This is a genomic window from Clostridium sp. BJN0013 (assembly GCF_040939125.1).
Classification (GTDB): Bacteria; Bacillota; Clostridia; order Clostridiales; family Clostridiaceae; genus Clostridium_B.
This window is the reverse complement of the sequence record NZ_CP162495.1, coordinates 56,849-77,025: the sequence shown is the minus strand read 5'-3', so window position 1 is coordinate 77,025 and position 20,177 is coordinate 56,849. Positions and strand designations below refer to the sequence as shown.

The window sequence follows — 20,177 nt, the reverse complement described above, 5'->3', positions numbered from 1 at the left end:
GGATGAAATAGAATATGGATAAAATAACCAAACAACAGCGCAGAAAAATAATGCAATCAATAAAAAGTAAAGACACAAAATCAGAAATAATTATGCGGAAAGAATTATGGAAACTCGGTCACAGGAATTATCGGAAAAACTATGATAAAATTATTGGAAAACCGGACATAGTTTTTCCGAAACTAAAAATTGCAATATTTATAGATTCGGAATTTTTCCATGGATACAATTGGGAAGAGAAGAAAAACAAAATTGGTACAAACAGGGATTATTGGATACCTAAAATTGAGAGGAACATACGAAGGGATGAAAATGTAAACAGAGAACTTTCAAGTAAAGGTTGGACGATCCTTCGCTTTTGGGATAAAGATGTGAAAAAAAACCTTCAGGATTGCATAAATAAAATTGAAGATACTATAAATAAATCATCTTCAAAAAAATAAAGCCCCGGAAAACCGGGGCAATAATTATTTCTATGATGTTGTAGTTGTAACTACATCTGCAAGATCTTTTCCCTCTATAAATGCAGGTGCTAATATGCCACTATCTTTGACCTCTGAATTTATCTTTCCACAAATAGTCTCTCTAAAATGATCGATTTCTTCTTGAGATATTCCTGGAATTTTCTCTACCAAAAGCTTGTCGAACTCTTTTCTCTTCTGTTCCCCTGCTGCTGGGATGAATTTAAATTGTTGCTCTGCTATATAGAATATGTCTTGTGCTATTTTATAATCCTTGTTGTATTGGTCTATTTCTATTTGTTTAACAAGGGATTCCTTTTTCTTTTTAAGATAAGCTATGCCTACAGTAACACCATAAGAAGCCAACGCCCCTAAAATACTTAAAATTCCACTCGTAATTATATTTGCTAATTCTTTTCCTAACATGTTATATACCTCCTAATAATTTTATTCTTTTAACTGCAATGTCGTAATATTTCTTTTCTTTCTCTATACCTATAAATTGCCTATTTAAATTCTTACACGCAACTCCTGTACTTCCACTTCCCATAGCAAAATCCAATATCAGATCTCCTTCTTTGGTATATGTTTTTATTAAATATTCCATCAATTCCACTGGTTTTTGAGTAGGATGGACTTTTCCAATTCGTGGATTATAAATTTCAATTATATTTGTAGGATAATATAGATCGCTATATCTTGAGAAATCTAACCTTTTAAATTCTCCCATAGTCTGTATAGGCTTTTTACATCCTCCCTTTTTTCGCATTTTGCCTTTTCTCATTACAGGATAATAATTTACCCTGCTTTTAGCAAAAACAATGATATCCTCATCTATTTGTAGTGGCATATATTTTGCATTTTGAGGACTCCCACTCTGCTTTTTATTCCATATCCATTTATGTTTATATTCTTTCATGTTGCTATTAATAAGCTTGCTGGTAAATGGTTCTCTGCCAAATAAAATTACAGGTGTGTGTATATCTCTTTTAAGATTATTTATCCTGGGCCACATTTCATGAAAAGGAATTACTTCATCCCACTTACATTCAGTTGTCCCATAAGGCTCGTCTGTTAAGACTAAATTTACTTTAACTTTTTGCTCTATCAATTTATCCATTTCGTTCAAACATTCACCATGTATTAATGTCATATAATCTTGCATGTAATCACCTTAGTTAAAATAATCTCTTAGATCCACCAGCTCCCTGGTTGTTATTCCAATATACCTCTGGTGCTCCACCTTTTCTTAGTGTTAAATAATTTCCTCTATCTAGGTGAATAGACATATCACCATCTGCTCTTTGTTCTACATAGAAGTTCATCCCTGGTATCTGCCAAATATTTGGCCCTGTAGGTACAGTTTCATCATAGGTTGGCACTGTTTGTATTATTGGTTCAGTAGTCTGTGTAGTTTGTGTAGATGTATCTATTCCAGTGATTCCTTTTACAATAGCTGTTGCCAGTTTTTCAGCGTTGTATTTGTCGCAGTCTGTCTTGGTGTCGCAAAAGAAAGGTTCAATCAAGATTGCAACCATATTCGTATATCTAAGTACGTATAAGCTACTTTGTAATTTTGCACCTCTATTGGTTAATCCCAAAGCTGTAGAAATTTCAGATGATACCCTTTCTGCATAAGCCTGTCCTGCGGCACTGGCATATTCTACCTCACAGCCTGTAGCCACATCTGTTTTAAAGGCGTTGACATGAAAACATAAATGTAACTGTGAACCTATAGAGTTAGCTTTGTTCACCCTATAGGCCAGTGATTGTCCTAAATTTAAGGCTGGACTAGATGCTGGTGTACAATCATAACAAGTATGTCCTAGAGACTGTAATTTCTTTATGGCCAATGCTCCATATTCCCTACAGTCATGTTCCTCATTACGGTATCCAGAAGCCCCTCTGTCCTGACCACATCCATGCCCAAAATCATAAGTGATTACCATTTACATTACTTCCTTCCTATTTATTTTTCAACTGTTCCAGTGCATTTTCCAACTTTTTAGGTACTGGAACACCTAATTTAATCGAATTTTCTAATATACTTATTCCCTCTATTGCCACATAAAAATATATAACCATAGTACGGAATGTCCAGCACTGCCCAAGGAGCCTGTCTAAAAGTACCGCCAGTATTAAAACAAACAGTATTGTAAATTTCTTTTTAAGGCCATTAAATCCCCTGGAGCTATTCAGATGTTTTTCTTTACATCCACACATAAGCCCTGTAATATAGTCTAAAACCATGCAGGACACCAATACTTTTATCCCCATTTCCCACCCACCAAAGCACCAGGTAAGTAATGCCCCCAGTGTAGAACTTGTAAACCCTATAGCTAGTAATTTTCCTGTAAATTCTTTGAAATAATTTATAAGGTATTCCACTTTAAACCTCCCTTACAGTTATTCTTAAACGCCAAAAAAGAGCTTTGGATTTCTCCAAAACTCTTAATGTGTTATGACATATAAATTTTCTCCTGTTTTAAGCAAAATTAAAGAGCCTTGATTATTTCAAGACCCCTTAATATTTAGATCTTAGTTTAAATAATTTTCAATTATATTATTTAATTTTGTAATAAATTCTTCTTCTTTTGGAGTTAACACATCTTTATCTAGCAATTCCTTCCCTAATTCTAGACAACATTTAATAAAATCATTCATGGTTTCATCCATTATAAAACCTCCAAATTATAAATTATGATTTTTATCCTGGCCTAAAATAAATTTTAAAAAATTTCTACCAAAAGCACTTATTTTAGCCCTATGTCTATCCATTGTCATTTCTTTTCCTTCAAAATCTGCTATTATTGGTTGAATTATTATTAAATTATACTTTTGCAATTTAATATATACTTGTCTTTTTACTGCATCAGATTCGGTAAATTCACTTGATGAACTGTACACTTCATTTCCCGCCATCAGGTAATTATTAATATACAACAATTCTTTTAAGTCAATCATTCTTAATTCACTTAAAACATCGAAATAAGTTAATATTAGATCTTCATCAGTAATCTTATATGCAATTATGTTTTCGATACCATTTGCTATATACTTAATTTTTCTTTCTTGAGCTTCATCAATGACAAAATCAAAAATCATAGGAAACACTTTATTTTTAATAAGATTAATTTCATCTTCTTCCATAGCCCTCAAATGTTCTTCAATTATATTTAATCTGTTTTTAAGCTCATCTAGCATAGCCATAATATTTTTTTCTGTACGTTTTTGTTTATATGACAGATATGTTGTAACTACTCCTGGAGCTATGTGTGCTACAAGAACATCTTTTAAACACTCCCCTAATAGAGTTGTCCCTCCATCCAAAGCTATTTCAAAATTATTTTTTATTTTATCCTTTATTTCTTTATTCATTTGTATCGCCCCCAAATAGTTAATTAAACAATCAGAGACAATATCCCTTTTATATCTTTACATAATTTATAGAGCAAAATAAAAAAGCTACCTCTAGCTTCTATTTTGCTTTATGATTATTGCCCTATTGCTATATAGTTAAAAGTAGCTCCAGCATATTGAGTTGCCGGAATGTTGCCACCACTTTGAGTGTCAGCCTCAGTAATTTGGCAGGAAAACCCAGAACTATTATATGTGACTATCTCCCCTGAACGCATAACAGGTGCGTTATTACTTACCGTTCCTGTATCATTCCATATACAAGAAAACCATGAGCCTATAGGAGTATCTAACATAATATAGTCATAATAAGTGCTTCCACTTCCAGGTATTGTTATTATAGATTTAGATGGTTGAAAACTCAAATTTTCAACTGTAGCTATTCCATTTTCATCTACTGTCCCTGTTCCACTTGCATAATATTTGCCTCCTAAGCTTTGTATGGTAGCTGTACCTGTTATAAATCCTAATGATGTTGTGGCAGTTTTATCTTTTATAATATCTCCCGCTGTTGCATTTCCCTCACCTCCTTTACCCAATAATTGAAAATTTGGGCTACCGGTCGAAGGTATGCAATAAACTATATTGGCGATTAAATCTTGCCTTACGTTGGTCACATGCTGATTAAAATAATCCATTAAATCAACTGCATCAAAATTATTTACTTTTATTGAAACATTACCTGTACTTTCAGTATTGAATTTTACTCTTATAGGTATACCTTCTATATCTGATAAGCTTTCTACATTTGCTAAAGTAATCGAATATACATTCCCTAAATTAGTTGATACCGCATAAAGATTATCTAACTTTCCTGTTTGCAAAGCAGAAATATCTAGAGTAAGTTGATCAATTTCGCCAGAAGGATAAGGCTTTCCCATAATAACACGTCCTTTCTAAAGATATATATTTTCTCGGCTTACCGAATTTATTTTAATATTATAATTAGGAAAAGAGCTTTGGATTTCTCCAAAACTCTTAATGTGTTATGTTGTATTAGTTTTCTGTTGCATACTAAATATTAACTAAGTTCATTTTTATTTTAACCGTAATAATTCCTAGTAGTATACCAATCATATTTGAAATCATATCTATTACTGATTCTAATAGAGGGTCCATTATGATTACAATATCACGTATCTCTTTAAGTAAACCAGTTATAAATACAATAATACAAATTTTCAATAATCCTACTCGTTTCTGAAATATAGGAATAATAATTATTGGTAATATAAGATGTAATAGTTTGTGCCACTGAAATATTATTTGTAAATTCAAAGTTTTCGCCCCCTAATACTTTTGTATTTTAACCAATTAGTGGATATGTATTCAAAGAAAATTATATTAATTTTCTTTGAAATTTTTATATCTTTAAAAGCAATACCATAATCTCTATTCTTTAGAGTGTTTAATTCATTGAGTTATTCGTTAATACGAATCTATTCATATTATGGATTAACTTTGATAAGGCATTATAGATAATAGACTTTCAATTGCAACCCTGCCAATTGCTTTTTTACCTAAGTCAGTGTTAAAATGCACTGAATCGGTTGAATAATTAGCCCTATTAAATACATTAGCTTGGCATTTTCCGTAAAAATCTACAAATTCAACGCCCCAGTATTCAGCAGTTTCTTTCATCCAGTTTGCATAATCCCTCTCAGTAAATCCTAAGGCATTTACTACTGTAGCAGTTAAATTTGGATAAGAACCATCCACATTTGAGCCTCTAGCGTTAGGCATAGTGCCTAAGACAATTACAGCATTGGGGTATAATTTTTGAATTTTAATAATCACAGAAGATAAAGCACCTTTGAATGTTGTTAAACCAAAATCCCCTGCATTTCCGTCTGAAATCCATTCTTCATCAGTAGTATTTGCTGTACTCCATGTAAAATCTCCTTCTGGAGCATCAACACCATTAAGCGAAAAACTATTTGACCCACCCATAATAAAAATTAAATCAGGAGCAGCCATAGTCATTTGCGCCTTTATCCTTTCCCACGAGCACCATCCCGCAGGGTGTTGTATATCATTCCACCCGAAAGTAGTATCTGTCCATTGGACAGGTGAACCTCCAACACCGCAACCTAAATGTTCCGCGAATCCAAAATAATCATGTACTTGTTGTTGCCATGTACCTGTCTCTAAGTTATTACCAGAACGTACATGAGAATCACCATAGGATATCCATTTTTTATCTTTCCAATCGGAAAATTTTGTTGGATTGGTTTCAAGTAATTTTATTCTTTTCTCTATATCAGAAACGCCACAATATATATGAAATTGTGAAATATCGTATGATGAGTTCATCTTGAAACGGTACAAATACCCAGCTTCTAATGTAACTTTTAATGGTGTTCCAGCATCACCATACACATAGGCGTTTGTTGCCATGCCAACAAATACCTTTGATGTTGTATATTTCAATATTTTTACAACTGTTTTTACATTGTAAGTCATCATAAGTTCAACGAACGGAAATGATAAAAAGTCGGTGCATATATTTGCGTCGTCTGTTACTTCCGCTCCGGTATCTTCACGCAAACCTTTTGCTTTCCATATAGGTTTTATTTCAGCTTTATAACCTATATTTAAAACCGCATCAAGTTCTATTGTATTAGCTGAGTTAGTTCTTATTATATCCCCTACTTTTGTATAAGTATTACCTAATGTATCTTTTCTTGAGTCCAATAATTCTCCGTTAATACCATTTGTAATCTGAGATTGTATACCTGAGATTAAAGCGTTAATATCATCAAAAATCGTGCTTTTTCCGGAATACAATTTTACTGCCGCTGTATTTAAATCAATAGAACCAGTTATAATATAATATCCTGGTGTTATTGTCCGTACTGTTTTTCCTGTTATACTTGAGTCACTCACTCCATTACTTGTTAGATAAAAACCACTATTACCTTGATATTCTGCGGCGTTACAATTTATATTAGGGTACTTATGAAAATATATACTACGCAATACACTTTCAGAACTGAGTACAAAACAATCGGTATATGGTATATATATCGGTTCTGAACGAACATTTGAAGCAGAAGTTGTAATTGCGCCAGTTGTGCCACTTACCGTCTGTCCACTAATCCATTTTAGCGGAATCCTTTTTCTATAGCCATATTCTATAGCCGAACCAGTGAATTCTATTCTTTCGCCCGTTTCAATCTTTGTAATTCTGTCATTCATTGTATCCTCATTATTTCTTGCCTGTACAATCTCTGCATAGCTTTCACTTTCTGAACCAGCGGCTAATACTAAAGTATTCAATTGCACTTGTAATGAATCAACTTGCGTCTGAGGAGCTTTAGATTCAACTGCTGCATTAGTTGAATCCAGATCTGTTTTTTCAACTTTATTATTATTTAACTCATTAATAGCACCTGTCACAGTCTTATCTGTTGTAGTTCTATTATCGTCACTATCTTGCGCTTTATCTGCCATTTGCGACATAAGTATAGGCACTTGATTTACATTTTCTTGCACATCTTCTGTTAAGCTTCTTATAGCTACGCTATTATCTTGTAGGTTTGAACCATCTGCCATTATTGGAACATTATTTACAAATTTCCATACGTTATAAGTAATTTTTTCTCCACTTTTTAAAGACCAGTCTACTAAATCAACTCTTGTTCCAGTTAATGTATAATTATCATTCGGTTCCATTCTTTGATTACCCAAATAAAAAAGTTCCACATGATCTGTACCCGGATTATATGGAACATCTATAATAAAACTTGTAGTATTATCTTGTGTAGCTATATGACTTCCAGGTTCAAAATTTACTGTGTTTTGTATTAAACCCAAAGTTGTATCTATACTTTCATTTATTTCTTTTTGATTTGTTCCGCTTATTATTGCAAAGGTTGCACTTGAGCTTGCTACAGCATAATCAAATGTAGTACTTGATACCATAGCTGTAACCTCTGTAGCATTTCCTACCGCCGCATTCACTTGATAGTTCCAAGCAAAAGCTCCTTTATTATTTGGGGCTATATAATCTCCTTGTGTGCCTGCGTTTGCATAACCATATAAAATCTCGCCCTCGTCTGGATCTTCTGCAAATAAACCTAGCTCGCATATATATTGTCCTTCTGTAATATTAGTATTATTTATTGTTCCTGAAATTACAGCTACTTGAAGTTGTGTGTTTTGAGTTACAGAACTTATAGAAACATCAAATTTATAATTTTTTAAACCTGTAAAAGTTTCGGGATTATCGCCTTCTGCCAATTGCCCTGAACCTATTTTCATTTTTGTGAAATTTAATGGTATTCCTGCTTGAACTTTGTTATATAAAGCTTCTCCTTTTGTTGTTATAACCATGTTATTAAATATAGCCATCTTAACCTCTCCTTTAAGATATTATGTTTGTCACGTTTCCATTTACAATCATGCTTTGATATGTTCTAAAGTTTATAGGATATTTAGGCTGCATCATTTGAATAGTAGTAGTTGTATTTCCACATACAACCATAGAAGAGTAAGTTTTAAAATTTATAGCCGATTTCCCTACATAATTAATACGAACTCCTGAAGGCTTAGGGATTATATATCCATTAGCAATTAGAAGTTCCTTTAGTTGCCCTATGACACCTTCAATTACTGCTGTCATGGACATATCTTGATTATCTATAATATTTAATTTTAGATCTGGAAACATATTACTCCATATTGTATAAATTTCTGGCAGAGTGCCTTGCCACATGTTTTTTCCTATTTTTGCCTTTAAGACAAGTCTATAAGTATCATCATCTAATTTAGGATCAAAATCTTCCGTAGGTTGAAAATTAAGGACTCTATTAACGCCAATAATTTGTCCTAAGATATCAAGTTGATTTCCAATTGCGTAATCTATATCAAAATCATTGTCAAAACCCTTTATGCAATTATAGGCATCATCAACTTTATTTAAGAAAGCTGTTAACCATGCAATAAATTTAGGTTTATCTCTATGTTGACTTGTTATATGATTTAAATAAGCATCTATAGCCATTACATCACCTCTAACTTAAATTGACAGTTATATAATTCACGTTTCCTCTAGTAACCTCATTAAAAGCTATATCTATATCAGAAGTGCCTTGGAATTGCCCATGTCGTGCCGCAGTAACAGAAACAATAGAAAAAGCCGGATTTTTTAAATCCGACATTGAAGAAAGAGCAGAACCCCATATAGCTGATAACGAAAGATCTGACCCTATTTTTAAACTATTTAAATATAATTCCACTGTGCTTTTTATATCTGCTGTATTTTGTGTTGTATAAGTAGAATTTAACGCTTTTACATTTATAGTTACATCTATATCGATATATGTGGGTCTATAAAATCTACGTATCACCGGTTCGTTAAAGGCATCCCACATCAAATTATTATTTGAATCTATAATTTGTACTTCTGTGGTTCCGTTGGTATAGCATCCTGGAGTTTTTTTAATATAAATAGCATTGCCTATTTCTTGATCTACTCCACCTTCTACAACCACTGTAATTGAATGAGGCGGTAATCCTCTTGAATCAACTAAATTGGTATCATTTTCATATACTTCACTTCTTGTTACTCCTGTAAGTCCTGCTATAGCACCTTTTATCCCATCTAGTACTGTAAGTGAAGGTAATGCTGTACTTATTTGCTGCCTAAGCCTTAATTCTGCATCTGTCTCCACGTATGAACCCAACTCTGCTGAATCTGTATTTGTTATTCCAGTCCAGCCATATTGAGGATTGAACATTTGAATTATATCTCCAGGTGAAGCGGCAATAGGTCCAGGTAGTTCGCATGTTAATATTAGTCCTTCAACTACCCCTGATTCTGGGATAATTATAGATGATGGCAAATCCCATTTGATGTTACCTTTATCTACTGCAATAGCACCTGTTATTATAGATCCTGGGTTCCCTGTTATTCTTGCAGGGCAGGTACTATATGTAGCTTCTTTTCTTTTTATTCCATTTATTTTTACAATACCATCTAATCCTGTACTTACTGCTGTGGCTGGGCTTCTATTGTTATAACTCAATTGTGACGCAAGTAAAGTATCATAGATTTTCTCCACAACTGTTGCTATCCATTGATAATCCTGCGTATCTTCGCCTAGATAAAGATCTTGGCCAAAGATATTTTTACACATAGCAATTAAGTTATCTCTGATATCTACATAGGTCGTGAGGTTTAATCCGCTTTGATCAACGAAAGGGGAAAAGTAAGCCATATATGCCACTCCTTTCTAAAAAGTTTTTGCAACTGTTACATTTCCAAAAGGTGTTATAACAGTTGCTGTGAAACTATAAGTTCTGTTTTCTAATTTACTTTCAAAAGATTTTATTGCTGTTACATTCTCTATGCCTAAGAGATAAGATTTTACTAAAGAATCCACTAACGTTACACTTGTTTGAGAAGTAAATTTTCCTACAATATCTTGGAATAAAGAAAAACCCTTATCGATCGACTCCCACCACTCGCCCTTAAGTAATAAAAAATTAGTCTTAATTGCCTGACCGCATGCATAAGCTCCTTTCAACCATAGGTAATGTTTTGCTGTGATCTCCCGAATGAGTAATCAGAGTTTTCATCAAGCACCCTATACCTCATGTTCTATCACCACCTTAATTTTGGAAATAAGAAATCCCCTATTCTTTAGGGGTTACATCAATTCCATTCATTTTTATTGTTGCAGCATTTATATTAATTTCTTCTTCTTTTAGAGAAATTTTGGTGTTTCCATCTATAGTACGTAATTCTGTGGCTTCTGTAGAATAATCAGGAATTACATTAGGTTGCGACCACACTCCAACCAGGGCAAATCCATCCGAGTAATCATGAGATCTTTTTTCTATTTGATTCTGCACTCCACCATAACTAAACCATGAATCTATGCATCTATCGCTAAAAATCACCAAACATTCATCGCCCTCTTTTATTGGCATTGTCAAGACAGTATTCGAGCCTCGAGGTAATTGTATAGGCACATCTAAAAGTAATGGTACATTACTCCACACTTTAGTTTGATTTGGTTGTGTAATTAATTCTCTTAACGCTATTTGCACAGTAACGGTCTGTTCATCTTTATTAAAAGATTGTATTATGCCAGGCGAACAAACTTTCAAGGTGCTTTGTATATTTTCTTTAAATTTCCTATAAAATTCATCATTTGACCCTATTAATTCTGGTATATTTCTCGTGTATTCCATTTAAACACCACCTAATTAGTAACGATAGGGATCGCTCCCCCTAATTGATCTATAGTGATAAATTCGCATTCCCACTGATCACCCCGTGTGTCTCCTGAATAGGTACAAGCTATACATCTGTAAATACCGTCCTGATCAAGCGATCTGAATGGTGAAGTTTGAACAGCATTAGTTCCTGTTGTATTTCCATTTGCACTAGGAGCTATACCATTATCTGAGTTAGCTAATTCTGCAAGACGTCCCCAAGAAGTAAAATGGTATCCTTCGATAGTGCTATCATGCCTTATATCTTTTGTAGTATCATTAGGGTAATGGCTATGTGCTGCATATTGGCCGCCGTTTCCATCATAAATAGCAACATGAGTATTACCTCCAGCACCTACAAACAATAAATCTCCAGCTTTTCCTTCTGTCCTTAATCTATTAAAATCTGTAGATACAAAACCTCCACTCCCTGAACACTTAGAATATTGACTTCCGCTCGGAGCAGTCATTGTTATTCCTGCTGCCGCATAACAAGTTTCTGCAAATATAGAACAATCATACATCTCTTGACCTGCTGAATTGGTACCTCTTCCACCAAGTACGTATATAGCTTTACCTTCTTGACATTTTTGTACTATCTCTGCGGCTTTAGCTATAATTGTCTGCCTTGTTCCACTACTAGCATTATTAGATGAAGCTGGCACAGTATTTGAACTATTTGTTGTGTCTATTTGTCTTGCTCTAACTAAACTATTATCTATGTGTATAAGTGTATTTACCTTTATTTTAGGATTTAATAAGCATTTTCCTGTTATTCCATATTCACTTTGTTCGGGAGTACCTATTAATCCAGATGAAGGACTTAAATCAAATATTTCTCCTTCTGGCAAGTCTGCTACATTTATAATATTTAATTTTCCATCTTCCATGTAATACTTACATTTATTGCTTTCAGCTATTTGTCTTAAATAATCGCTGGATTTTCCAAAGAATACTTTACCCCTGGTTAACTTTGGTGCATTATCTAATTGACTTGAAATGCTTCCTAAAGCTACGGGATATTGAGCTTTATTTATTATGTGATCCACAAGTGTTCTAGCGGTCTGTCCTCTTAAGACAGAATAATTTGCTATATCATAATTAATGGCTCTATCTGAATCCAAGGCTATTATTGTAAGCCTATATGTTGTACTATCTTCTTTATCTCTTATTGTTTGCAATATGTCTCCATCAAAGATTAAGCCATATTGTTTTCCCTCATATCCTGCTTCAAGTGTTACCCTGGTAGCAGATAGCATTATTGCATTTTCAGTCTGGGCATTTAAATTATAAATAGTTATTTGAGAAAAATTAGGTTCCATTTGAATAGTCTTTTTAACCTGAAATACACATCTTAACTGTGATACATCTATTCCATTCCCTTGTGCATCGGTTACTGTAACTCTATATCTTCTACCATATAAAATTTGACCTTGTTTTTGACTTCCTGATACTACCTCGTAATTTGTAGATTCTATGGCCATAGTTTGTTGGTTATTAGCACTAGGGGTACCTGTTGCGCCTGTAAATTGATTAAAGTAATCCTGTGCTGACTGTTGCCTTATAGCTAAGCGAGCTATCCCAGGGCGTTCCCAACAGTAACACATTGCCGCTGTTAAATCTGCTATACTCCCATTTCCACTCATAAAAGCACTATGAGACAAGTATCCACTTCTATCTATCCATTGTAATGATGCTCCTGTATTTCCAACATCTCCTGATAATTCAGCCCATAAGAAATTTAATTGATGTGTTAAATCTATTCCGTAAGCTTTTAATTGAATTCGCCTTTCGCCAGTCCATTGGCATAATCCAAAGCCATTCCCGCTACCTACCTCGATTTTTGTTTCATCAAAGTCGGATTCCGCTTGTATATTGCCAAGAACCGCACTGCAGCTTTTCTCAGGAAGGCCTTTGCCTCTTAAAAAACTCCAAACCGTTTGTTGTATACTCACATTTAATCACCTCAATTGTCAATCCATAAAAGTTTAAAATCTGTACCTAAATTAGTAGTATCTGGTATATCTGCAAGTAAACTATCATCTGTTTTAACTATATAAGCTCTACCTATTTGTAAATACTCATATTGTTCTAAAATATTTATTCCACTTATAAGAGGTATTGATGAAACTATAGGAACTTTATTTTCATCCGATAAATCCATAACCCAATATCTGGCTTCTGTATTGTATCTTAAGAAAAAATAGAATTTCTTCTTTTCACCATTTACAGCTACAGTACATGTAAATGTATTGTTGGGGCTTGTTGTTAAAGGTATTACTTGATTTGCCATATAATCACCACACTAAAAAAGCCCACTAAAAAGTGGACTTGAGTATTTTAAAATGTTTTATTTAATTACTTTTAATTGGGTTCTTGTATATATAATTCTGAAATAACACCTGTGTCTACATCTTCCTCAATCATTTCATGCAAACTTGCTTCAAAATCTGGAATATCAGGATATTCATGTTTAAATTTCAAACATTCTTTTAAAATATCTCTATATCTATATGGTATTTTTCTTTCTTCTAGTTCATCTATTACATCATAAAAGTCACTATATAACTCACAACATCTATCACTTTTATATGTTTCCATTGGTGTCCATAAATTAATAGGGCAACCACAATATTCACAGTGATAGTCAGTTCTGCCCCACATTGGGACTCTATTCTTTTTATCAAATTCTTTATTCATGCTTCCATTACCTCACCCAATTTATCTTTAAAAAAGAATCGTATAAGCGCGTAATAGTCTTTGCTTGTCAATTCATCTGTGCTGCAAATATCTCTTCCGATAACATTAGAAGCAAATTTGAAGCTTTTAGTTTGTTTGATGGCTGTGTTCATAATTGCACACCTCCACTATATGATACGTGGAAAGTTTTATTCTTACTTGGTATATCTGCGGGATGATCATTTTCTTCTAGCCATTCCTTTACTTTATTTACCACCGAATCACTATACTTAGTAACTGTTCCTTGCCACGCTCCATTAGTTTCCCATACTGCTGTTTTTTCGCTTTCTTCAATGTCTAATAATTTTAATATCTCATTTACTGCCATATATGCTGGCTTACCTGATTTAGAATACATCCCTATCATATTACCTATTTGTTTAGTATCGTAATATTTTTGATCTGCTTGTATGTCTACAGGTATATCAATTCCAGCTTTTGAGAAAAAGGATTTAGCTACTAATAATTTAATAGTATTGTCTACTCCGGCATAATCTAATAATGGTGTTAGAAACTCTAATGACTTATTTACGTTTTCAAGTTTTTCCAATTGATTATTTGGGGATTTATTTGACGTTTCATTAAAATTTTCTTCAACCTTTTGTTTGATTTCCTGCAATTTAAAATACCCCTTAACTAATTGCCTTTGTACTTGCCAAGATAGTTCATCTTGCATTGGCTTTGTTATCATCAAATATCCACTTTCTGTGAATGCTACTATTTCTTTAGCTGCATTTAAAGCATGGTAATCAACTTCTTTGCTGACGATTAAATCGCTAGCAAAATTACTTTGCTTCGGAATTAGAAAATAATCTTCATTTTCTATAAGCTTCGACTTGTTATTTCTAAAATTATCTCTTATTATTTTAGAATCTATATTATGCAATCTGGCAATATCCCACGTTGTAACAACTCTTTGATTTTTATATTCTTTAATCCTCAATTGATTACTATTAACAATTATAACTTCATTCACATTGCATCTTCTCCTTCTTTTTTCAATCTTGAAAGAGACTATCCTTTATGATACAATATTTCACAGAGAATAGTCTCTGCGTAAAGATAATCTTGCTCCGTGGAAAGAATTAAGATTATCTTTATTTTTTTTGCTTTTCTCTTTTCAGTAAGTCTTCTCTGATTAACCCCAATATATATTCGTTAAAACTTTTTTCTATATCTACCAATAAATATTTTACCTTTTTATGGAGTTCATCATCAAATCTTACACTTATTTGTTTAATTTTCCTCACCTCCTATTATTATTATAGTTTCATGAAACTATAAAGTCAAGAAGTTAAGGAGTATTTTTAATTCTCTTCACAAAAAATATTGTATCATAGATTTTTTTAATACCTCTACTATTTCTAAAAGTGTTCTTTACATGATATTACGTTAAACCTTGTAATATCAATGGTTACAAGGATAAATTTTATTTTAAAAATTTTTTAAAGGGTACTAAATGCTATTGACATCTTTTCATATTGGATGATACTTCACTTCTTTACATAGTAAAAAAGAACCACATTTAAGTGATTCTCTAATTTATATATTTTTATTTTTCTAAATCAGTCCATTGGAGCATATCCTTCTTGAGTATGTTTTATAATTTGTCCTGTTTTCATATTAACTAGATATTCGCATACTTCATAATAATCTTTATAATTTTCAACCACACGATAATAGTTTTCATCATTATAATTAGCTATTCTATACGATTCATCTGACGAAATATCAAGACTATATCCATCATCTAATTTTACTTTTGATTTAACTAAATCTAATGCTTGTTCAGGAGTTAAAATACTGGCAGAAGTTGTATCTTCTATATTAGTAATATTTAATGGCGTTATTTCATTCGTAGTATTATCTATTTTATAAGTATCCCCTGTTAGAGCATCTACGAGAAAGTCATATTGATAAAAATTATTTACTGGTTTATTATTCACTTCGTGATATAAAGATATACGATAATAATTACTACCATCATAACTATAAGTTCCCGTAGAACCAAATACTAAATTTGATCCAAGTGTTACTTTAGATTTTATAGTACTTAAAGCATTAGTTCCATTTATTATATTATCTAAGCCACTATCAATTATACTTCCTTTAAATGATAGCTTATATATGTTTTTAACACCGACATTTCCTAATAAAGTTTCTATAAGATTATTATTTGCCTTTTCTGTATATTTGAATAATGAATATTCACCTGTTAAAACTATTGGATTTCCATTTAAGGCTCCCAAGGCAGATGCGCTTAATGCATCTGCAAAATCTCCACCATAAGCTAATATTGCTGTACTAAAATCAATATCATTGCCGAAAGTAGCTATTATATCTAAATTTCTAGAAAATCTATCGCTTTCCGTAGCTATCCTCTGGACATTCGGAAATTTAGAAGCTACATTATCACTTATTATATCTGTATTACCTATTATATAAGTTTTAGAAATAGTATTTTCTGAAATAAACTTCTTTTGTATAGAATCCAAAACACCTTGTTGAGAAAGTATTATAGGCATCTGTAATTTTCCTGCTATAGGTGCTACTGATAAAGCATCTGCAAAATCATCTCCTGTAGCAACAACCACACCATTTTGAGTACCTATTTTATTAGCTATAGCTATTGATGTCTGATATCTATTTGTTCCATATATTCTTTCGTATTCTATTCCTTTTTGATCAAGAGTATCTTCTGTTAAAGTGGATATTACACCAGGACCACCAATTATAAAAACTTTTTTTACTCCTAATCTATCAAATTCATTTTCTATGGTATAATCTATTCCAGTAGGTAATGTTAAAAATATAGGTGCATTATACTTTTTAGCTAAAACTGTAGCGCTTAAAGCATCTGGAAAATTTTCTCCTCCTACCACAATTGCATAATCTGATTTTTGCCAGCCTTGTTGTACAACATTAATATTTGTCTCATATCTGCTATATCCACCCAACCTATTAACTTGCAAAGAATCAGCCTTAACACTAATTCCAAAAAGTAAAGTAACAGCAACTACACAAATAAATTCTATGAGTTTTCTTTTCATAGTTAAAATCCCCCTTTTTAATTCCATAATACAACATTTCAAAGAGGATTTAAACTATTTTTGACATAAGAGGATTTTGTGTTATTTTGTAGAATTATCACCATGGAGGTGATAACTATGTTCAAAAGCATAGAAGAATTTGACAAACTAATATATGAAATCCTAATTCAAATTCGTGATAATGAAGATCCTAAAAGTGTATTGTCAAAACTCGGTGATATAAATTTTGATGATGCAATACTTAGATGCGTTGATATTGGATTAATAGAAGGTCTATCTTTTCAAAAAGATGCTTGCGGAAACTTATTTCCAAGTATTCAACGTGAAATAAGATTATCTTATAAAGGATTAGCGTTCATCAAAGAATTTGAATCCTAGTCTCGTTATTTCTTTTTTGAGCTTTAGTTTCATGCATGATTTTTGATTTTAAATATTGTATTAACGGATCGAATTGATCTAAATATATATCATGCTTAACCAAAATTTCTTGCAATTCACTAGCGATTTGTTTAAAATCATATTTTTTTGCTTTGGGTTGTTCCTGAATTGGTACTTCGGGAGCAATCATTTCTTTTATATCAATACATTTATTATATGTTGTTTCATTTATCATATTTCCACCTCATTAATTAACCTCTTATTGCAACCCTTTCATCAATTCTAGGAATGTTGTTGATCATTTTTTCTGATGGCTGTACTTGCATTTTATCTTCAAGTACAGCTACTCTTTTTTCTAGTGATTTCAATCTTTCTTCTGTTTCTTTATTCAAAGTTATCACTTCCCTTTTAAATATAAAAGTACCTTTTCAATGTGCTAATTTTCTTATATTGCTTATTTTCCAGTTACCTGATCCCATAAACCCTCTATTTTTTTCAATATACTCTCATCTGCTTTCTCTGCTTTTTGATCTCCGCTGTTAGTTGTAGTACTAGTTTGAGGCCTAGCAGATATTTTAACAGTAGTTACAGCTACGACAAGTATTTCTCTCATTGTAACCGTAGCTTTAAGTCCGAAAGCTGTTGTATTGTCGTCTGGAGCACTTATGGTTTCTACAAGCATATTATTATATGTTCCTAATCTTGTGACAATTGTACAAGGTATTCTGTCTTCCTGTAGTTGTCTTAGAAAAAGATAAGCTGTTATGGATCTTGTACTTCCATTTTCAGCTTCAAATTGCCAATCTCTAGATCTTGTCATTACATCACTCATGCCTATTTCAAATGTTAATTCTTTAGGTTCCATGTAAGCATGATCTGAAATACTTGCTCCTGTTTGTACAGGGCTTTCAGTTATAGTTAATGTAGTATCATGTTGTATATTAAAGAAAGCATCAAATATATATTTGCCTTCTGTGGAACTTCCAGGGTTAGTATCTATATATGTTGTAGCTTTTTCTGTAGCCATCAATAGATCCCCCCTAGATTACGTGTTAAAATGCTAGTTTTAGTCTTATTTAATTTACTATCTATTGCATTGGCTGTACCTGTAGGCGTAGTTCCGTAAATATTAAAATTATTAGTAGTATTATTGTGATTAGTATTATTCATGGTAGAATTTTTATTATTTGTAGTACTACTTCGAGGTAATATATACGAGGTTACAGAAGATACACCTTTCTTTACACTCCCTGCAAATCCTTTTATTTTTGATTTTATATCATCTGGGATATTTTTAATTTCGTTTATACCTTTAACTAATGGGATATTTTTAATATCATTAATTAAGTTCTTAATTTTTGCTCTAATTCTATCTACAAAATTTTCTATACCTCTCCAAAAGCCATTCCATCCATCTTTGATATCTTTTATTGCATTAGCTCCCTCTTTAAATTTATCAAAGAAGCCTCCTATAACCGATTTTCCTCCCCTAAAATAAGTATATATATCATCTAAAGCTGCTATTATAAGAAACAAAACTCCCAAAGGTCCCGTTGCTAAGGCTATTTGCAAGGCTACTACTAAAGCAATTATGGCCTTGATTGGCGCTGGTATTTTCCCAATAACTTCTATAATTAAACTTATTGTATTAATAATAGGTTTCAACACAATTCCTATTGTTTGTATTGCATCTAAAATCAATCTAAATAGAACACCCAGAATTGTTCCAATAATTTTTGCTGCCTCTGGAATATTTTTGAGCACCCAATCAACAAATCCATTTAATGCTTGATGAATATCAGCCAAAGGTCCACCGGCATATTTTGAAATATAATACCCTATCCATTGAAAGGCCAAACTTCCTGCCTGCTTTAATCTTTTAAATTCAAAAACTATACTCCTTACGAGTTTCAATTTATCCTCTGCATCAGACGGAAGCTTTAACTGTGCCGAATCCTGCCTTAGCTGGTTAAATTGCTGTAATAATTCTGGACTTAGCCAAAGATCCTGCATGGATATTTTCATAGTTTTCAGAGCCATATCTACTTCCTTGGCATTTTCTGTTGTAGTCCATAACCGCATGGCTAATTTCTGATATCCTAAATCCTGACTGGCTAAACTTGTGAGTGTTTTCCATGATGCTATTGCTATAGCCGCAATACCCGCAAATGCCCCTGCGATTAATCCTAAAGATATTTTTGAGGTCTTTGCTAAATCTTCTATAGCTTTTCCTCCATTTTCTTTCAACAATAATAAAGATGTTTTAGCATCATTACTTTTATTAGATACACTTTCTAAAGCTTGAGAAGTTTTATTTAATTCAGTTGGCATTTTATTAAGAGTTTCTTTTCCCGAATCAGCACCATTCTGAGGAACAGAATATCCAGATTCCATTTGTTTTAAGCCAACTTCTGACATATCAGGAGTTTTTATATTTTGTAAATTATAAGAAAGTTTATTTATTTCTATATTTAATATCTTAACTAGTTCTATTAATTGAACAAAGGGCGATTGAGTTTCTTTTGTTTTTTTTGAAAGTTCCTCCATGGTTTCAGAAGCTTTTTTAACATTGTCACCTTTTATGGTATCTGTTTTTATGCCCTTGAATCCCGTCGAAACTTTATTGACACCCTTATGTAATAATTCTATGAAAGCAATTAATTGCAGGAAAGGGGCTTTGGTTTCTGGAAGAATTTTAGCTATTATTCCCATATTGTCTTTTAAAGAACCATTAAATAATTGAAAGAATTTCTGTAAAGAAGACATATTGTCTTTGTTGTTATTAGCAAAGTTTTTTATGTTTCCTTCTGCATTTTTCATTGTCTGTTGGAATTGATTGTAAGAATCCTCATTGAGCTTAAAACCAATTCCGATCAAATACTCTTTTATTACATTAAGATCCATTAAT

24 protein-coding genes are annotated in these 20,177 nt (G+C 32.4%); 2 read left to right on the top strand and 22 right to left on the bottom strand.

Going from position 1 to position 20,177, the window contains the following annotated elements; genetic code table 11:
- Positions 1–14 precede the first annotated feature (14 nt).
- Entirely contained in the window at positions 15–443 is a 429-nt protein-coding gene (locus AB3K27_RS00515; protein WP_368489342.1) for a very short patch repair endonuclease, read from the top strand.
- A gap of 30 nt (positions 444–473) precedes the next feature.
- Here AB3K27_RS00515 and AB3K27_RS00510 read toward each other — a convergent pair whose 3' ends face one another.
- From AB3K27_RS00510 to AB3K27_RS00425, 18 genes are all read right to left on the bottom strand, one after another.
- The gene (locus AB3K27_RS00510; protein WP_368489341.1) at positions 474–887 is read right to left on the bottom strand and encodes a hypothetical protein; all 414 of its coding nucleotides are present in this window, start codon (positions 885–887) and stop codon (positions 474–476) included.
- Position 888: 1 nt separating this feature from the next.
- A complete protein-coding gene (locus AB3K27_RS00505; RefSeq protein WP_368489340.1) occupies positions 889–1,626 on the bottom strand; it encodes a site-specific DNA-methyltransferase in 738 nt (245 codons plus the stop codon).
- A gap of 13 nt (positions 1,627–1,639) precedes the next feature.
- On the bottom strand, positions 1,640–2,410 hold the full coding sequence (locus tag AB3K27_RS00500) for an N-acetylmuramoyl-L-alanine amidase (RefSeq protein WP_368489339.1): 771 nt from the start codon (positions 2,408–2,410) through the stop codon (positions 1,640–1,642).
- A gap of 16 nt (positions 2,411–2,426) precedes the next feature.
- Entirely contained in the window at positions 2,427–2,798 is a 372-nt protein-coding gene (locus AB3K27_RS00495) for a holin family protein (protein WP_368491136.1), read from the bottom strand.
- Between the two features lie 201 nt (positions 2,799–2,999).
- Positions 3,000–3,137, bottom strand: a complete 138-nt coding sequence (locus tag AB3K27_RS00490; RefSeq protein WP_368489338.1) for a hypothetical protein — start codon at positions 3,135–3,137, stop codon at positions 3,000–3,002.
- Positions 3,138–3,152: 15 nt separating this feature from the next.
- The gene (locus AB3K27_RS00485; RefSeq protein ID WP_368489337.1) at positions 3,153–3,839 is read right to left on the bottom strand and encodes a hypothetical protein; all 687 of its coding nucleotides are present in this window, start codon (positions 3,837–3,839) and stop codon (positions 3,153–3,155) included.
- 116 nt (positions 3,840–3,955) lie between these two features.
- On the bottom strand, positions 3,956–4,759 hold the full coding sequence (locus tag AB3K27_RS00480) for a hypothetical protein (RefSeq protein WP_368489336.1): 804 nt from the start codon (positions 4,757–4,759) through the stop codon (positions 3,956–3,958).
- 574 nt (positions 4,760–5,333) lie between these two features.
- Positions 5,334–8,231 carry an SGNH/GDSL hydrolase family protein gene (locus AB3K27_RS00475; protein ID WP_368489335.1) on the bottom strand — a complete coding sequence of 966 codons (2,898 nt, stop codon included), beginning with the start codon at positions 8,229–8,231 and terminating at the stop codon, positions 5,334–5,336.
- Between the two features lie 13 nt (positions 8,232–8,244).
- Positions 8,245–8,883 carry a DUF2612 domain-containing protein gene (locus AB3K27_RS00470; protein WP_368489334.1) on the bottom strand — a complete coding sequence of 213 codons (639 nt, stop codon included), beginning with the start codon at positions 8,881–8,883 and terminating at the stop codon, positions 8,245–8,247.
- Positions 8,884–8,893: 10 nt separating this feature from the next.
- The gene (locus tag AB3K27_RS00465; RefSeq protein ID WP_368489333.1) at positions 8,894–10,099 is read right to left on the bottom strand and encodes a baseplate J/gp47 family protein; all 1,206 of its coding nucleotides are present in this window, start codon (positions 10,097–10,099) and stop codon (positions 8,894–8,896) included.
- A gap of 15 nt (positions 10,100–10,114) precedes the next feature.
- Positions 10,115–10,408, bottom strand: coding sequence for a hypothetical protein (locus AB3K27_RS00460; RefSeq protein ID WP_368489332.1), 294 nt, complete (start codon positions 10,406–10,408; stop codon positions 10,115–10,117).
- Positions 10,409–10,517: 109 nt separating this feature from the next.
- Positions 10,518–11,078 (bottom strand): Gp138 family membrane-puncturing spike protein, encoded by a 561-nt coding sequence (locus AB3K27_RS00455; RefSeq protein ID WP_368489331.1) that lies wholly within the window; start codon positions 11,076–11,078, stop codon positions 10,518–10,520.
- Between the two features lie 11 nt (positions 11,079–11,089).
- The gene (locus AB3K27_RS00450; protein WP_368489330.1) at positions 11,090–13,057 is read right to left on the bottom strand and encodes a phage tail tip lysozyme; all 1,968 of its coding nucleotides are present in this window, start codon (positions 13,055–13,057) and stop codon (positions 11,090–11,092) included.
- Between the two features lie 11 nt (positions 13,058–13,068).
- Positions 13,069–13,395 (bottom strand): hypothetical protein, encoded by a 327-nt coding sequence (locus AB3K27_RS00445; RefSeq protein ID WP_368489329.1) that lies wholly within the window; start codon positions 13,393–13,395, stop codon positions 13,069–13,071.
- Positions 13,396–13,466: 71 nt separating this feature from the next.
- Entirely contained in the window at positions 13,467–13,802 is a 336-nt protein-coding gene (locus AB3K27_RS00440; RefSeq protein ID WP_368489328.1) for a hypothetical protein, read from the bottom strand.
- A complete protein-coding gene (locus AB3K27_RS00435; RefSeq protein WP_368489327.1) occupies positions 13,799–13,954 on the bottom strand; it encodes a hypothetical protein in 156 nt (51 codons plus the stop codon). The genes AB3K27_RS00440 and AB3K27_RS00435 overlap by 4 nt, the downstream gene beginning before the upstream one ends.
- On the bottom strand, positions 13,951–14,817 hold the full coding sequence (locus AB3K27_RS00430; RefSeq protein ID WP_368489326.1) for an ORF6N domain-containing protein: 867 nt from the start codon (positions 14,815–14,817) through the stop codon (positions 13,951–13,953). The genes AB3K27_RS00435 and AB3K27_RS00430 overlap by 4 nt, the downstream gene beginning before the upstream one ends.
- A 589-nt stretch (positions 14,818–15,406) precedes the next feature.
- Complete coding sequence (locus AB3K27_RS00425; RefSeq protein WP_368489325.1) at positions 15,407–16,891, bottom strand: cell wall-binding repeat-containing protein; 1,485 nt, start codon at positions 16,889–16,891, stop codon at positions 15,407–15,409.
- Between the two features lie 78 nt (positions 16,892–16,969).
- Here AB3K27_RS00425 and AB3K27_RS00420 point away from each other — a divergent pair, with 78 nt between their 5' ends.
- Positions 16,970–17,269 carry a hypothetical protein gene (locus AB3K27_RS00420; RefSeq protein ID WP_368489324.1) on the top strand — a complete coding sequence of 100 codons (300 nt, stop codon included), beginning with the start codon at positions 16,970–16,972 and terminating at the stop codon, positions 17,267–17,269.
- Here AB3K27_RS00420 and AB3K27_RS00415 read toward each other — a convergent pair.
- Genes AB3K27_RS00415 through AB3K27_RS00400 form a run of 4 tightly spaced genes read right to left on the bottom strand, consistent with a single transcriptional unit; the run spans position 17,250 to position 20,173 of the window.
- Positions 17,250–17,504: a hypothetical protein gene (locus tag AB3K27_RS00415; RefSeq protein ID WP_368489323.1), complete on the bottom strand. Its 255-nt coding sequence runs from the start codon at positions 17,502–17,504 to the stop codon at positions 17,250–17,252. The two genes, AB3K27_RS00420 and AB3K27_RS00415, sit on opposite strands and share 20 nt — an antisense overlap.
- A gap of 16 nt (positions 17,505–17,520) precedes the next feature.
- Positions 17,521–17,670 carry a hypothetical protein gene (locus AB3K27_RS00410; protein WP_368489322.1) on the bottom strand — a complete coding sequence of 50 codons (150 nt, stop codon included), beginning with the start codon at positions 17,668–17,670 and terminating at the stop codon, positions 17,521–17,523.
- 53 nt (positions 17,671–17,723) lie between these two features.
- Positions 17,724–18,296, bottom strand: a complete 573-nt coding sequence (locus tag AB3K27_RS00405) for a phage baseplate protein (protein WP_368489321.1) — start codon at positions 18,294–18,296, stop codon at positions 17,724–17,726.
- The gene (locus AB3K27_RS00400) at positions 18,296–20,173 is read right to left on the bottom strand and encodes a hypothetical protein (RefSeq protein WP_368489320.1); all 1,878 of its coding nucleotides are present in this window, start codon (positions 20,171–20,173) and stop codon (positions 18,296–18,298) included. The genes AB3K27_RS00405 and AB3K27_RS00400 overlap by 1 nt, the downstream gene beginning before the upstream one ends.
- Positions 20,174–20,177: the final 4 nt, after the last annotated feature.